The following is a 15929-nucleotide window of genomic DNA, read 5'->3' on the forward strand; positions in this document are numbered from 1 at the left end:
ACAACCGGTCACAAGACCGACCATGCCAAGATCGCCGCATCCCCCCGGGGCGAGGGCGTTACAAAAAGGGACAGACATGGCCGAACAGAAAACCGCGACCCTGCACATAGGCGACAAGTCCATCGAGTTGCCGATCTACTCGCCCACGGCGGGGCCGGACGTGCTGGATATCCGCAAACTCTACGCCCAGGGCAACGTGTTCACCTACGATCCGGGCTTCACCTCCACCGCCTCCTGCGACAGCACGATCACCTTCATCGACGGGGACAAGGGCGAGCTGCTGCATCGCGGCTATCCGATCGACCAGCTGGCGGAGAAGTCCCACTACCTGGAGGTCTGCTACCTGCTGCTCTATGGCGAGCTGCCGACGGCCGCGGAGCTGGAGGATTTCGAGAGCCGTGTGACCAACCACACGATGCTGCACGAGCAGATGATGAACTTCTTCCGGGGCTTCCGTCGGGACGCGCACCCGATGGCGGTCATGGTGGGCGTGGTCGGCGCGATGTCGGCCTTCTACCACGACAGCACCGACATCGCCGATCCGTGGCAGCGCGAGGTCGCCTCGATCCGGCTGATCGCCAAGATGCCGACCATCGCCGCCTGGGCGTTCAAGTATTCCATCGGCCAGCCCTTCGTCTATCCGCGCAACGACCTGGACTACGCGTCCAACTTCCTGCGCATGTGCTTTGCCGTGCCGACCGAGGATTACGTGGTCGACCCGATCCTGAGCCGCGCGATGGACCGGATCTTCACCCTGCACGCGGATCACGAACAGAACGCCTCGACCTCGACCGTGCGGCTGGCCTCGTCCTCGGGCGCCAACCCGTTTGCCTGCATCGCCGCCGGCATCGCCTGCCTCTGGGGTCCGGCCCATGGCGGCGCGAACCAGGCGTGCCTGGAGATGCTGCAGGAAATCGGCAGCGTCGACCGCATCCCCGAGTATATCGCCCGCGCCAAGGACAAGGACGACCCCTTCCGCCTGATGGGGTTCGGCCACCGGGTCTACAAGAACTTCGATCCGCGCGCCAAGGTGATGAAGCAATCGGCCGACGAGGTTCTCGAACTGCTGGGGGTCGAGAACAACCCGATCCTGCAGGTCGCCAAGGAGCTGGAGGCCGCCGCACTGGCCGACCCCTATTTCGCCGACAAGAAGCTCTTCCCGAACGTGGATTTCTACTCGGGCATCATCCTCGAGGCGATGGGCTTCCCCACGGCGATGTTCACCCCGATCTTCGCGGTGTCGCGGACCGTGGGCTGGATCAGCCAGTGGAAAGAGCAGCTGGAGGATCCGAACCTGAAAATCGGGCGTCCGCGGCAGCTTTACCAGGGCGTGACCCTGCGCGACTACGTGGATGTGGAGAAGCGCTGAGCACCCCACACCCCCCTGCCAGCACATCAAGGGCCGTCCTTCGGGGCGGCCTTTTTCTTTGAGCAGAACACCCTCTGCTGTGCATCTGCGCAGAAATTCGACCATAACCGGCGGTTTTGGTGCTACCGTGGAAAGGGTCCGGTGTTCTGCGCGGATTTGCGCGGCACTGCTGGACCCAGGCTCCGGTCCCGGCCGGGGTAGACGACAGAGGCGGGTTTGTCCCGTCTCGGGCCCCCAAGAACACAAGAAACGGAGATTTAGGGATTTACCATGACAAGCAAAATCGTTGTCGGATTGGATGGTAGCCAATCCGGGGAGCGCGCGCTGACCTACGCACAAGGGTTGGCGCAGCGTCTTGAAAGTTGTGAAATCATCGTCGCGTTCATCATCGAATGGTCGCCATACACCTTCCAGACCGCCGAAGAGAACGCACAGCGCCACAAGCGCCGCGAGGAAGAGATCTCAACCGCCCGCGCGCGGGTGGTGGACCCGGCGGTCAAGGCCCTGAGCGCGGCGGGATTTGCCGCCACGGGCGTGGTGCGCCACGGGGATGTGGCCGATCTTCTGGACAAGATCGCCAAGAAGGACGGCGCGGAACAGATTGTCGTGGCCCGAAGTTCCGAGGGCGGTTTCGTCAACCGCGTCTTCGGCACCTCGACCGTCAATCTCGTGCTGCATGCCAGCGTCCCCGTCACCGTCGTCCCGTGAGGAACCCCGATATGAAAACCCCGATCTCTGCCGCGCTCGCCCTCGCGCTGAGCGCGACGGCCTTGCGTGCCCAGGAGGCCCGCACCATCGACCAGGCCGTCAACGAAACCTTCGCCGCCGTGACCGGGCCCTTCGTCGGCCTGATCTTCGCGCCCCTGCCGGGGACGTCCTTTCCGTGGATCGTGCTGTGGCTGGTGGTCGCCGCCAGTATCTTCACGGTCTATTTCGGTTTCATCCAGCTGCGCGGCTTCGTGCACTCGATCAAGCTGGTCAAGGGCGACTATGCCGACCCGGATGACGCCGGCGAGGTCAGCCATTTCCAGGCGCTGGCCACCGCGCTCTCGGGCACCGTGGGGCTCGGCAACATCGCCGGGGTCGCGGTCGCCGTGGGCATCGGCGGGCCCGGCGCGACCTTCTGGATGATCTTCGCAGGTCTTCTGGGCATGGCATCGAAATTCACCGAATGCACGCTCGGCGTGAAATACCGAAACGAGTACCCGGACGGCACCGTCTCGGGCGGCCCGATGTACTACATCTCCAAGGGTTTCGCCGAGAAGGGCATGCCCGGCGGCAAGTTCATGGCGGTGCTGTTCTCGATCTTCTGTATCCTCGGGGCGCTGGGGGGCGGGAACATGTTCCAGGCCAACCAGGCCCATGCGCAGATCTCGGGCATCGTCGGGGACTATCCCGGCTGGATCACGGGCATCATCTTCGCGGCGGTCGTCTTCGCGGTGATCGTGGGCGGGATCAAATCCATCGCCAAGGTCACCGAGAAGGTCGTGCCCTTCATGGGCATCCTCTATGTCGCAGCGGCGCTGGTCATCCTGCTGGTCAATATCGACCAGATCGGCTGGGCCTTCGGGCAGATCTTCGAAGGGGCCTTCACTGGGCTCGGCGTGGCGGGCGGTTTCGTCGGCGCGCTGATCCAGGGCTTCAAGCGGGCTGCGTTCTCCAACGAGGCGGGCGTCGGCTCGGCGGCCATCGCCCACTCGGCGGTCAAGACCAAGGAGCCGGTGACCGAAGGCTATGTCTCGCTGCTCGAGCCGTTCATCGACACGGTGGTGATCTGCACCATGACCGCGCTGGTGATCACCATCTCGGGCCAGCTGATGATCAACCCCGATACCGGCCTCTACATGGTCGAGAACGGCGCGATCATGACCGTGGACGGCAATTCCGGCGTGGCGCTGACCTCGGCGGCCTTCGCGACCGGGTTCTCCTGGTTTCCCTACGTGCTCGCCATCGCGGTGGTGCTCTTCGCCTTCTCGACCATGATCTCCTGGTCCTATTACGGGCTGAAGGCCTGGACCTACCTCTTCGGGGAGGGCAGGACCAAGGAGCTGGTCTTCAAGGTCATCTTCTGCGTCTTCGTGGTGATCGGCGCGGCCGCCAGCCTCGGCCCGGTGATCGACTTCTCCGACGCGGCGATCTTCGCCATGGCGGTGGTCAACATCGCGGCCCTCTACGTGCTGATGCCCGTGGTCAAGGCGGAGCTTGCCTCCTACCGCGCAAGGCTGGACTCCGGCGAGATCCGCGAGTTCAAGGAATAATCGCACCGGGGCCGCCTGTCCGGGCGGCCTCGCCCCGTCTTCTTTTGTGCCGAAATACTCCGGGGGAGTCGCCCGCAGGGCGACGGGGGCAGCGCCCCCCTTCTCTGCAAAAGACATGCGCCGTCAGGCGCGCCGTTCCGCAACCGCGGGTGACGCGCCCTATTCCGCCGCGACCCGCTTGGCGCCCGCGAGCATGGGCTTGAGGTAGCGGCCCGTGTGGCTCTCGGCGACCTCGGCCACCTGCTCCGGCGTGCCCGTGGCCACCAGCGTGCCGCCCCCGTCCCCGCCTTCGGGGCCGATATCGATCAGCCAGTCGGCGGTCTTGATCACATCGAGGTTGTGCTCGATCACCACCACGGTGTTGCCCTGCTCCACCAACTCGTGCAGCACCTCCAGCAGCTTGCGGACATCCTCGAAATGCAGCCCCGTGGTCGGCTCGTCCAGGATATAGAGCGTCCGGCCCGTGGACCGCTTGGCCAACTCCTTGCTGAGCTTGACGCGCTGCGCCTCGCCGCCCGAGAGGGTCGTCGCCTGCTGGCCCACCTTGATATAGCCGAGCCCGACGCGCATCAGCGCATCCATCTTCTCGCGGATCGACGGCACCGCCTTGAAGAACTCCTGCGCATCCTCGACCGTCATGTCCAGCACATCGGCGATGGACTTGCCCTTGAATGTCACCTCCAGGGTCTCGCGGTTGTACCGCTTGCCCTTGCAGGTCTCGCATTCGACATAGACATCCGGCAAAAAGTGCATCTCGATCTTGATCACCCCGTCGCCTTGGCACGCCTCGCAGCGCCCGCCCTTCACGTTGAAGGAAAACCGCCCCGGCTTGTAGCCGCGCGTCCTGGCCTCGGGCAGCCCGGCGAACCAGTCGCGGATCGGCGTGAACGCGCCCGTGTAGGTCGCCGGGTTCGACCGCGGCGTGCGCCCGATGGGCCGCTGGTCGATATCGATGACCTTGTCGAGATGCTCCAACCCCTTGATCGTCTCGCAGGGTGCCGGCGTCTGGCGCGCCCCGTTCAGCCGCATGGACGCGGTCTTGAACAGGGTCTCGATGGTCAGGGTGGACTTGCCGCCCCCCGACACGCCGGTCACGCAGACGAACTTGCCCAGGGGGAAATCCACCGTCAGGTCCTGCAGGTTGTTGCCCGTGGCCTTGCGCACCGTGACCTTTTTCTTGTTACCCTTGCGGCGGGTGGCGGGCACCGGGATCTCGCGCCGCCCGGCGAGGTAATCGCCGGTGATCGAGGCCGGGTTGGCCATGATCTGGGCCGGCGTGCCATGGGCCACCACCTGGCCGCCATGCACCCCCGCGCCGGGGCCGATGTCGAAAACGTAATCGGCCTCCCGCACGGCCTCCTCGTCATGCTCGACCACGATCACCGTATTGCCCTGGTCGCGCAGGTTCTTCAGAGTCGTCAGCAGCCGGTCATTATCGCGCTGGTGCAGCCCGATGGACGGCTCGTCGAGCACATAGAGCACCCCGGTCAGCCCCGATCCGATCTGGCTCGCCAGCCGGATGCGCTGGCTCTCGCCTCCCGACAGGGTCCCGGCATTGCGGCTGAGCGTGAGGTATTCGAGACCCACATTGTTGAGAAAGCCGAGCCGTTCGCGGATCTCCTTGAGGATAGCGCGGGCGATCTCGTTCTTCTGCACGCTCAGGTGCTCCGGCACGGTCCGGCACCAGTCATGCGCCTCCCGGATCGACATCTGCACCACCTCGCCCACATGGAGCCCGGCAATCTTCACCGCCAGCGCCTCGGGCCGCAGGCGATAGCCGCCGCAGGTCCCGCAGGAGCGGTTGTTCTGATAGCGCTCGAACTCCTCCCGGATCCAACTGCTGTCGGTTTCGCGGTAGCGCCGCTCCATGTTGGGGATCACCCCCTCGAAGGCACGGCTGACCTGATAGACCCGGCCGCCCTCGTCATAGCGGAAGGTGATCTCTTCCTCGCCGGAGCCGCGCAGGAACACCTCCTGCACCTTTTCGGGCAGGGCCTTCCACGGGGTCTTGGGGTCGAATTCGTAATGCTTGGCGATGGCGTTGATGGTCTGCAGGAAATAGGGCGACTTGCCCTTGCGCCAGGGCGCCAGCGCCCCGTTGGCCAGCGTCAGCGTGGCATCCGGCACCACGAGGCGCTCGTCGAAGAACAGCTCGACGCCCAACCCGTCGCAGGCCGGGCAGGCCCCGAAGGGCGCGTTGAACGAAAACAACCGCGGCTCGATTTCCGGAATGGTGAAGCCCGACACCGGACAGGCGAATTTTTCCGAGAACGTGTGCCGCTCCGGCTCCCCCTCCGTCGGGGCGGTCTCCAGGATCGCGATCCCGTCGGCAAGGTCGAGTGCGGTGCGGAAGCTGTCGGCCAGCCGGGTCTCGATCCCCTCCTTCACAACGATCCGGTCCACCACCACGTCGATATCGTGGCGGAATTTCTTGTCCAGCGTGGGCGGGCTGTCGAGGTCGTGGAATGCGCCGTCGACCTTCACCCGCTGGAACCCCTGCTTGCGCAGCTCCAGGAATTCCTTGCGGTATTCGCCCTTGCGGTCGCGGATGATCGGGGCCAGCAGGTAGGCGCGCGTCCCCTCCTCCATCGCCATCACCCGGTCCACCATGTCCTGCACCTGCTGTGCTTCGATGGGCAGACCGGTGGCGGGGCTGTAGGGTGTGCCGACCCGCGCGAAGAGCAGCCGCATGTAGTCGTAGATTTCCGTCACCGTACCGACGGTGGAGCGCGGGTTCTTCGAGGTCGTCTTCTGCTCGATCGAGATCGCCGGGCTCAGGCCCGAGATGTGATCCACATCGGGCTTCTGCATCATGTCGAGGAACTGGCGCGCATAGGCGCTGAGGCTCTCGACATAGCGGCGCTGGCCCTCGGCATAGATCGTGTCGAAGGCAAGCGACGACTTGCCCGAGCCCGACAGCCCGGTGATCACGACCAGCCGGTCGCGGGGAATGTCCACGTCGATGGATTTGAGGTTGTGCTCGCGCGCGCCGCGCACCTCGATCTTCTTCAACTCCGGCATGGGGGCCTCATGTTAACCGTTCCCTCACACATAGGGGTTGGCGTGCGAGTCTCCAATCGAAAAACGCGAACGAAGGGGGAACGGACGCACAGCGCTGCGCCTCAGGCGGCGCGTCGCGCCAGGTGCAGCCCCCAATGGGCCGCCGCCCCCGCCAGCAACAGCGCGCAGAGCGTCGCCATCATCACCCCGTGCCCGCCCAGGCTCGCCAGCGCGAACAGGACCGGCGTGCCCAGCGTGTTGCCGATATTGCCGGTCTGGGCCATGGCCCCATTGGCCAGCGCGCGGTCCTGCGCCCCGGGGTTCAGGTCCGGCACGGCGGCAAAACTCGCCCCCTGCACCAGCCCGAGCGCGGCCGCGAACGCAAGGCAGATCGCGGGCGATCCGGGCACGGCCAGCAGGGCCAGCGCGCAAGCTGCCGAGGCCAGGAACCCGATCTGGATCACCGCGATGGACGACATCCGCCGCAGCATCCACACCCCCAGGGTCATCGAGGTGGCAATGCTCAGCAGCGGCATCGCCCCGATCAGGAAGGCGCGCTGGCCCGGGTCCAGGTAAGCCGGCAGCAGCGTCAGCAGCGACACGAAACAGAAGGTATAGAACAGCCACCCCGCCGCCGGGGCCGACAGCCGCGGGGAGCGGTAGATCGCCAAATGCTGCCGCGCCAGCGCGCCCAGTCCCGGCAGGGGCGGCACCGGCCCGGTGGGCACCTCCGGCAAGGACCGCGACAGCGCCAGCGCGGCAGCGGACATGAACAGCGCATGGGCCAGAAACAGCGCGGGCGCCCCGGCCCGGTCCACCAGTGGCAGGCCCGCCCAGCTGAGAATGGCAAAGGCCACCCCGAAAAACGTCCCCCACAGGGTCAGGGTCAGCCCCCGGTCGCGCTCCGCGCTGAGGCTGGCGATCAGGGTCGGGGCCGCGACCACGATGGCAAGATGCGACGCCCCCTCCACCAGGCGCGAGGCGAGAAACAGCCACAGCGGCGGCGCCAGCCCCTGCAGCAGCGACATCGCCGCCCCGAGCCACAGCGCCCAGATCAGCGCGCGCCGCAGGGTCAGGCGCGCGACCACGATCCCCGCGGTGATGCCCAGCACGATCCCCACCCCGCCGACCAGCGAGACCGCCCAACCCAGAAGCGCCCCGGCCTCCGGGTACAGCGCGGGCAGGCGGTCGAAGATCACCGACACCTTGCCGTATTGCGCCGCCGCCCCCAGCCCCGCGCCCCACAGAAGGAGAACGCGCGGCCAGTCGGTCACGGAGGGGACGGCATGGGTCATGGCCCTGCGCTAGCGCGCCCGGCGGGGCCGCGCAAGGGCGCGCCATGCGCGATCCGCGTGGCGATCAGAAATGCAGGGCGCGGCCGTAGGCGTCGAGCACCGACTCGTGCATCATCTCGCTGAGCGTGGGGTGCGGGAAGACCGTGTTCATCAGGTCCTCCTCGGTGGTCTCCAACTGCCGACCCACCACATAGCCCTGGATCAGCTCGGTGACTTCGGCGCCCACCATATGCGCGCCCAGCAACTCGCCCGTGCCCGCGTCGAACACGGTCTTGATCATGCCCTCCGGCTCGCCCAGGGCGATGGCCTTGCCGTTGCCGATGAACGGAAAGCGGCCGACCTTGATCTTGTGCCCGGCCTCTTTCGCCTGGGCCTCGGTCATGCCGACGCTGGCGATCTGGGGCTGGCAATAGGTGCAGCCCGCAATGCTGTCCGGGGTGACCGGATGCACGTCGTTCCTGCCGGCGATCAGTTCGGCCACCATCACGCCCTCGTGGCTGGCCTTGTGCGCCAGCCAGGGCGCACCGGCCAGATCGCCGATGGCATAGAGCCCCTCGACGCCCGTCCGGCAATAGGCGTCCGTGACCACATGGGTTTTCTCGACCCGGACGCCGAGCGCCTCCAGCCCCAGCTTTTCGGTATTGCCGACGATCCCCACGGCGGAAATCACGGTGTCGAATGTCTCGGCGGTGGTCTTGCCGCCCTGCTCGATCTGCGCGGTCACCGTGCCCTTGCCGCGCTCGAGGCTCTTGACCATGGCCTTCTCGCGGATGGTCATGCCCTGCTTCTCGAACTGCTTCTTGGCAAAGCCGCTGATCTCGGCATCTTCGACCGGCAGAATCCGGTCCATCACCTCGACCACGGTCGTCTCGGTCCCCAAGGTATTGTAGAAGCTGGCGAATTCGATCCCGATGGCCCCCGATCCGATCACCAGCAGCTTCTTCGGCATCCGCTTGGGCGTCAGCGCGTGCTTGTAGGTCCAGACCAGATCGCCATCGGCCTCCAGCCCCGGCAGCTCGCGGGCCCGCGCGCCGGTGGCCAGCACGACATGGGGCGCGCGCAGGGTCTCGGTGCCCTTGTCGGTCTTGACGGCAACCGTGCCCTTGGCGGGCAGACTGGCCTCGCCCATGACCACGGTGACCTTGTTCTTCTTCATCAGGTGCGAGACACCGGAATTGAGCTGCTTGGCAATCGCCCGGCTGCGCGCGACCACGGCGTCGAGGTCGTAGCCGACCCCGTCCGCCTTCAGCCCGAACTCCTTGGCGCGGTGCATCAGGTGAAACACCTCGGAGCTGCGCAGCATCGCCTTGGTCGGAATGCAGCCCCAGTTGAGGCAGATGCCGCCCATATGCTCGCGCTCGACGATCGCGACCTTGAGCCCGAGCTGGGCCGCCCGGATCGCCGCGACGTAGCCGCCCGGCCCGGCTCCGACCACCACCATGTCAAAGGATGTCTCAGCCATTTTCGGTCCTCCCGATCACCTGCGCGGCCATGCCCTAAATTGGTTTAGCCTTAAACCAAATCGCTCAAGCCCGCAAGGAAGCGTCCTCGGCCTCGATCGCGCGGACCACCGCGCCGTATCCGCCGCCGTCGAGAAACCGGGCCTCCTTCGGGGTCGTGTCCCGCCCCAGGGCGGTGTTGCGATGGGGAAAGCGGCCGAATTGCCGGATCACCCGGCGATGGGCCCGGGCATGGAGCAGATTGGACGCCCCGGTCTCGGGCATCCGCTCGGCGATCAGGCGCACGCAGCGTTCCTGGTCCGGCAGGGATTCGGCATGCATCATCGGCAGGTAGAAGAACTGCCGCTCCGGCTCGGCCACGCGAAGGTCCCAGCCGCGCTCCACCGCCTTCTTGGCCGCATGGACCGCGATCCCGTCGGTGGCAAAGGCCCGCCCGTCCTCGCGGAACATGTTGCGCGGGAACTGGTCGGTCAGGATCAGGTAGGCCAGCGTGCCCCGCGGGGTGACGCACCAGTCGGTCAGGGCCCCGCCCGCGGCGCGCTGCCACAGGTTGAGATACCGCTTGCGGATATCCGCATCGACGGACGCGTCCTGTTTGTACCACCCGGCCTCGCCCACCGTGTGAAGCCAGAAATCGAGAACTCCCTTGGGCGTGTGCATGCCAACCTCCCTGCGCCGCGCTCGCCCCATACTTGCGGGCAAAGCGGGCGCTGTTCAACACGGGAGTGACCGCTCAGGCCGCGGTTTGTGTCCCGCTCGCCTCCTCGGCCGCCTCTTCGGCGGCCTCCTCGGCGGCTTCGACGGCGGCCTCCTGGGCCACGGCGACAGAAACCGGCGAGGCGCCCGGCGTGATCGGCTGGTAGGCGCCGCTGTCTTCGACCGAGACACTCGCCCGCCGCGTCATCCGGTAGAGCGCATAGGCGCACAGGCTCGCCATCAATCCGAAGACGAAGAGGAAAAAGCCCGCAGGCCCCACCTGCGACATCAGCCAGCCGGTAAAGACCGGCCCGGCCACGGCCCCCAGCCCGTTGGAGAACACCAGCCGCCCGGCGGCCGCGGACATGTCCGACGGTTCGAGATAGTCGTTGGTATAGGCGATCAGAAGACCGTAGAGCGGGTTCGCCGCCCCGCCGATCAGGAAGCTGCTCGCGATCAGGCCGGGATACCCGCCCAGGCCGAACCCCGCCAGGATCGCCCCCACCGCCCCCATCCCCGCCAGCACGCAGATCAGCAGGCGCCGGTCCATCCGGTCCGAGATCCAGCCCACGGGAAATTGCAGCACCAGCCCCCCGAGATAGAGCGTGGCGATGAAGGTCGACAGCTGCCCGATGCTCAGCCCGACCTCGGTGCCATAGACCGACGCCATCCCGAACAGCGCCGAGTAGACGCCGCCCATCAGGGTCATCCCCACCAGCCCCAGCGGCGAGACGTTGAACACCTGCCGGAAGCTCATGGGCGCCCCCGCCTCGTAGGGCGGTGCCGGGCTGATCGACAGCAGGATCGGCGCGAAGGAGATCGAGATCAGGATCGACGGCAGGATGAACATGATGTAGCCCGACGCGTCGCCCTGGCTGACCATCCACTGGGCGACCACGATCCCGCCGGTCAGAACCACGCCGTAGATCGCCATGGCGCTGCCGCGGTTCTCGTTGGTCGACGCGTTGTTGAGCCAGCTTTCGGCGGTGACGTAGACCCCTGCGAAACAGAAGCCTACGAGAATCCGCAACAAGCTCCAGATATAGGGGTCGGTGAAGACCGGAAACAGGATCAGCGCCGCCGAGATGAACGAACCGAGCGCCGCGAAGACCCGCACATGGCCGACCCGGCGGATCATCTCCGGCGCGGCACTGGACCCGCCCAGAAAACCCACGAAGTAACCGGTCATCACCAGCGACATCTCGAAGGTCGAGAACCCCTCGATCGCGCCGCGCACCCCGAGGATGGTGGCCAGAATGCCGTTGCCCGTCATCAGCAGCAGCACGCCGAGAAGCAGGGCCCAGGAGGAGCGGAAAACAGACAGCATACCAGTACCCTAGCGACGTATCGTGAGACCGTGTCAGAGCGGCCATGGCGGTGCAAGTCCATGACCGACGTGACATGTCGAAAACGGGACATGACGCAAGCGGCTGAACTCGGGGGAAAAAATGGCGCGGTTGACGGGGCTCGAACCCGCGACCCCCGGCGTGACAGGCCGGTACTCTAACCAACTGAGCTACAACCGCGCGTGGGGGGCGGGATAGGCCAAGCGCCAGGGCGCGTCAATCGTAAAAACCCGCGAAACGGTAACCCGGGTGCTTCCGGGGATCAGGCAAGTATGGCAGGGAAAAATGGCGCGGTTGACGGGGCTCGAACCCGCGACCCCCGGCGTGACAGGCCGGTACTCTAACCAACTGAGCTACAACCGCGCGTGGAGGGTGGATTAGGGGGTTTGGCGCGCAGCGTCAATCACAAAACGACGAAATGCGCGCGGAATTCGCCCCCCGACCCGACGCGGGAAACGGGCCGGAATACCGCGTCGGATCGCCGTCGGGCCGGCGTCGGACATGTGTCGGGCAAGTGTCGGGCACCTCCGCGCGCAGGCAACGCCGAAACCGCAACGCTTGCCGGCCCGCCCGGCGGAGCGGCTTGCCCGGCCCTGCGAAGGCCTTGGTTGACTTGGCCGCGCCGGAAAGGTTAACGGAGAGGCGCGAGCACGCGCCAGCATTCCCCAAAATCAGATATCTCAATACCCTATGGAGGTGACCTCATGGGCAAATCGACTTTGGCGGTTCTGGCCGCCACAACAGCGCTCGCAACCCCGATACACGCTGCGACCTTCAAGGCCCTGTTTTCGGATCAGACCACAGACCAGGTGGTGTTTGCGGCGGACCTGAACAATGATGGCGATGCCAATGACGCCGGAGAGACCAGGGTCTTTTTCGACGCGACCAATGCCAGTGGACTTGCCGCACCGACGGGAAACGTCTTCCAACTGACGCAGTCCCAAAACGGCGATGTTTTCGTCGGCGACGGCAACACCGACACGGTCTACCGGCTGCGGGATCTCAACGGAAATGACACCGCCCAGGACGCGGGCGAAGCCTCGGTGTGGTTCTCGTCGCACAACGCGAACGGCTTCGCCTTGCAGACGGCCAATGGCGTGGCCGTGGGCGGGGACGGCGCGATCTATATCGTCGAGGCCGACACGCTGGGCAATCCGGCCGGAGACGTGGTCTACCGCACCGAGGACCTCAATGGCGACGGCGATGCCAACGATATCGGCGAAAGCGCGATCTGGCTGGATCTGGGCGCGCTTGACCCGTCATCCTCGCCCTTCGAGATCACCTTCGACGGCAACGCGGCGTTCATAGCCGACACGGCGGGCGGCACCCCGCGCATCTACCGCGCCGAAGACAGCGATGGCAGCGGCAGTGTCGACATGACGGAAGTCGTCGAATACGTGCCGCAAGGCGATGCGCCTTTTGCGCTGGCCCTGTCGGCGAGCGACGGCGATCTGTTCGCACAGGACCTGTTTACCGACGGATTGATCAAGTTCACCGACCTCGACGGCAACGGTCTGATCGACGTCACGAGCGAAGCCTTCGACATCTGGAGCCCGGTCGGCATTCTGGATGGCGCGATTTTCGATTTCGTCATCGATGGGGATCGCGGGCTCGTGCCCAGCAACGAGTTCAATGACAACGATCAGATCGTGGCGCTTTTCGACCTGAACGGCGATGGCGATTTCTTCGACGCGGGCGAAACCCAAACATTCCTGTCCTTTGCCGACCAGGGCACGTTTCCACAGCGGCCGCGGTCGGTGACCTTCTATAGCAGCGTGGCCCCCATTCCCCTGCCCGCATCCGCCCTGTTGTTGATCGGGGCGTTGGGCGGCCTCGGCGTCTGGCGCAAGCGGTCCGGGGTCTGAGGCGCGCATCGCTTCGGCCCGCACCCCGGACCGCGCCAGACGGGCGGCGGCACCCGGCCCTTGAATATGTATCCGCCGCTAGGGGTCGGCGCGGCGGCAGCGCTTCGCCGACCGCCGACGCCCGGAAGACATGAAGCACCGCTCGGCTTGACCGCCGAGCGGTGCGGTAGGTGAAAGACATGCTTGCGCATCTGTTCGCGCCGAGGCGGCTTTGATCGCGGGCCACGGAGAGGGGCGGTGACCGAGGGCTGTCGCGGCCTCGGGGCGGGCAGGTGTCGCCCGGAGGGGTTGCCCTCGGGTCGGGACGGGTAGTGGAGATGCGGGGCGAGGCCCCCGGACCGGTGCGTGCCCGGCCCGGACGCGGGGGCGCGCGCTGCCCCGTGCTCAGTCGCCCACGGTGGACATGGCCGGCACCAGGCCGAGGTTGATCGCCTTGAGGATGGCGGCGGTGCGGTCGAAGACCTCCAGCTTGCGGAAGATCCGCCGCACCAGTGTGTCGACGGTATGGGGCGAGAGGCCGAGGATGTCGGCGATCACGGTCTTGCTCTTGCCGCGGGCCATCCAGCCGAGCACTTCGGTCTCCCGCGCGCTCAGGGCGATCTCGCTGCGGTTGCGCTCTTCGATCAGGCGGCAGGCGCGCAGGTGCATCAGTTGCGAGACCAGCTGGTACTCGGCCAGTTGCGGCGCGGTCACGTCGCGCGGCCGGTCGCCGAAGCCCATCCCGACATAGCCGTGGCGCATGTTGGGCCCGAAGACCTGGATCGCCACCCCGTCGCCGACCCGCGCCGGCATGGAGCGTTCGAGGAAGGCCGCCTGTTCCTCGGCCAGCCGGGTCAGCTCGGCAACCTCGCTCCACAGGAAGGGGACGGCGCGGCGCTGGGCGAGGGCCGGGATCGGGTCGATCTCGTAGAGGTGGTCATCGACATAGATATCCACCCATTCCCTGGGAAACCCGTGGGCGATGATGTGAAACCGCGGCGTGGCCGAGACGATCACGTCGTCCATCGCGCGGCGCAGGGTGGTCGGGTTGGCCGCCGCCGCGCCCCATTTCTCGTCGAAGCCGTGGTGGTGGTAGCTGACACGGGCGATCCGCTGGGTCTCGGCATAGTCCAGCATCAGCGTCCACAGCTCGGAGACCTGTGTCGCGCTGGTGGCTGCCGCCAGGAGTTCGTCCTTCGTCATGCACGCGTCCTTTCGGGTTGCGCGCACTAGAGCAAAGCTGCGGCCCCGTGGCAATCGCCCCGGGGGCCTGTCGGTGCCTGGCCGGGCTCAGGGCGGGGTGTCGAGGCGGACCGGGCCGCGCAGGGTGACGTCGCGCTGGGGGAAGGGCACCTCGATGCCGTGGGCCTGGAATTTCTCCCAGATCAGCAGAAGCACGTCGGAGGTGACGTTGGCCACGCCGTTCTCGGGATCGTTGATCCAGAAGCGCAGCTCCAGGTCGATGGCACTGTCGCCGAAGCCGCGCATCAGGCAGCGCGGCTCGGGATGGGCCAGCACCCGCAGGACCTCGCCCGCGGCCTCGACGCAGAGCCGTTGGGCGAGCGGGATGTCGGCGGAATAGGCGACCCCGACGGGGACGCGGCGGCGGATCGGCTTGGCGGTGTGGGACCAGTTGGTGAGCGGGCTGGACATCAGCAGCTCGTTGGGGATCAGGGTCTCGGTCCCGTCGCGGGTCATCACCGCCACGTAGCGGGTCGTCATCTTGCGCACCTGGCCGTAGGTCGGGCCGCTGACGGTTTCGATCTCGATCACGTCGCCGGGCTTGATCGACTCGTCGGCCAGCAGGGAGTAGCTGGCGATCAGGTTCTCGAAGGTGCGGCGCAGGGCGAGGCCGACGCCGACACCCAGCGCGCCTGAGAAGATCGCGAAGGCGGTCAGGTCGATCCCCACGGCGGCGATGGCCACGATCACCGCGAGCGTCAGCAGCACCAGCCGCAAGAGCCGCACCACCAGCAGGCGCAGGGCCGAGCTCATCTTGCCGGTATGCTCAAGGCGCCGCTCCACCGTGCCGGTAACCGCGTTCGCCCCCCACAGCAGGAGCGCGGCGAGGATCAGGGCCTTGACGATGCTCCAGGCGCTGATCTCGACCGCGCCCACGGTCAGGGCGGTGGCCTGGAGCCACTCGATCACCACGTCGAGCAGGCCGACCGCGTTCAGTGCCGCCGCCCCCCAGGCGACCCAGGAGAACACGCGGCTCCAATAGGTCGAGGCGATGAAGATCGAGATGATGTTGATGACGATGAAGGCCAGAAGCAGGCTGGAGACCAGCCGCAGGAAGGGAATCGGCATGCCCGCGCTCTCGAACCCGGTGCGCGCGAGCGCCAGGAAGATCACCCAGACCACCGGCATCGAGATCGACGCGACGGTGCGCAGCAGGCGCTGCACCGCGGGGGCGAGCTTGCGCCCCTGGCCGAGCTCCTGCAGCAGGCGCTTGAACCGGCTGTGCAGCAGCCAGGCCAGCGCCAGCGTGACGGCGATCGCCACCAGCTGGTAAGCCGAGGCGACGGTCAGCAGGTTGGCGTCGAACCAGGCCACCACCTGTTGCAGCCGCAGCCATGCGGCCTGGGCAAAACTCTCGAACTCCTGCTCGATGATCGTCTGTTCGGTGCCGTCCATGGGCCTCCGGTCCCAAAGCTCGCC

At 66.6% G+C, this 15929-nt stretch carries 11 protein-coding genes and 2 tRNA genes; 4 read left to right on the forward strand and 9 right to left on the reverse strand.

The genetic code is table 11. From position 1 onward, the window contains the following. Positions 1-76 precede the first annotated feature (76 nt). The 3 genes from gltA to DSHI_RS09215 all read left to right on the forward strand — a co-directional run bounded on the left by gltA (position 77) and on the right by DSHI_RS09215 (position 3627). Positions 77-1369 carry a citrate synthase gene (gene gltA, locus DSHI_RS09205; protein WP_012178478.1) on the forward strand — a complete coding sequence of 431 codons (1293 nt, stop codon included), beginning with the start codon at positions 77-79 and terminating at the stop codon, positions 1367-1369. Between the two features lie 270 nt (positions 1370-1639). Then, positions 1640-2077 carry a universal stress protein gene (locus DSHI_RS09210; RefSeq protein WP_012178479.1) on the forward strand — a complete coding sequence of 146 codons (438 nt, stop codon included), beginning with the start codon at positions 1640-1642 and terminating at the stop codon, positions 2075-2077. An 11-nt stretch (positions 2078-2088) separates the two neighbouring features. After that, positions 2089-3627 (forward strand): alanine/glycine:cation symporter family protein, encoded by a 1539-nt coding sequence (locus DSHI_RS09215; protein WP_012178480.1) that lies wholly within the window; start codon positions 2089-2091, stop codon positions 3625-3627. A 159-nt stretch (positions 3628-3786) separates the two neighbouring features. Here the strand turns inward: DSHI_RS09215 and uvrA are convergent, their stop codons facing one another. From uvrA to DSHI_RS09250, 7 genes are all read right to left on the reverse strand, one after another. Continuing rightward, on the reverse strand, positions 3787-6648 hold the full coding sequence (gene uvrA, locus DSHI_RS09220; protein WP_012178481.1) for an excinuclease ABC subunit UvrA: 2862 nt from the start codon (positions 6646-6648) through the stop codon (positions 3787-3789). A gap of 101 nt (positions 6649-6749) precedes the next feature. Next, a complete protein-coding gene (locus DSHI_RS09225) occupies positions 6750-7922 on the reverse strand; it encodes an MFS transporter (RefSeq protein WP_012178482.1) in 1173 nt (390 codons plus the stop codon). A gap of 64 nt (positions 7923-7986) precedes the next feature. Continuing rightward, on the reverse strand, positions 7987-9384 hold the full coding sequence (gene lpdA / locus DSHI_RS09230) for a dihydrolipoyl dehydrogenase (RefSeq protein ID WP_012178483.1): 1398 nt from the start codon (positions 9382-9384) through the stop codon (positions 7987-7989). 64 nt (positions 9385-9448) lie between these two features. Beyond that, positions 9449-10042, reverse strand: coding sequence for a DUF924 family protein (locus DSHI_RS09235; RefSeq protein WP_012178484.1), 594 nt, complete (start codon positions 10040-10042; stop codon positions 9449-9451). 73 nt (positions 10043-10115) lie between these two features. Continuing rightward, on the reverse strand, positions 10116-11405 hold the full coding sequence (locus DSHI_RS09240; RefSeq protein ID WP_012178485.1) for an MFS transporter: 1290 nt from the start codon (positions 11403-11405) through the stop codon (positions 10116-10118). A 122-nt stretch (positions 11406-11527) separates the two neighbouring features. Beyond that, positions 11528-11604, reverse strand: a tRNA-Asp gene (locus tag DSHI_RS09245). A 106-nt stretch (positions 11605-11710) separates the two neighbouring features. Beyond that, a tRNA-Asp gene (locus DSHI_RS09250) sits at positions 11711-11787 on the reverse strand. Between the two features lie 341 nt (positions 11788-12128). Here DSHI_RS09250 and DSHI_RS22765 point away from each other — a divergent pair. Further along, entirely contained in the window at positions 12129-13289 is a 1161-nt protein-coding gene (locus DSHI_RS22765; RefSeq protein WP_012178486.1) for a VPLPA-CTERM sorting domain-containing protein, read from the forward strand. 384 nt (positions 13290-13673) lie between these two features. Here the strand turns inward: DSHI_RS22765 and DSHI_RS09260 are convergent, their stop codons facing one another. After that, positions 13674-14471, reverse strand: coding sequence for a helix-turn-helix transcriptional regulator (locus DSHI_RS09260; protein ID WP_012178487.1), 798 nt, complete (start codon positions 14469-14471; stop codon positions 13674-13676). Positions 14472-14558: 87 nt separating this feature from the next. After that, on the reverse strand, positions 14559-15905 hold the full coding sequence (locus tag DSHI_RS09265; protein WP_012178488.1) for a mechanosensitive ion channel family protein: 1347 nt from the start codon (positions 15903-15905) through the stop codon (positions 14559-14561). Positions 15906-15929: the final 24 nt, after the last annotated feature.

It is taken from the genome of Dinoroseobacter shibae DFL 12 = DSM 16493, from assembly GCF_000018145.1.
GTDB classification, from domain to species: Bacteria; Pseudomonadota; Alphaproteobacteria; order Rhodobacterales; family Rhodobacteraceae; genus Dinoroseobacter; species Dinoroseobacter shibae.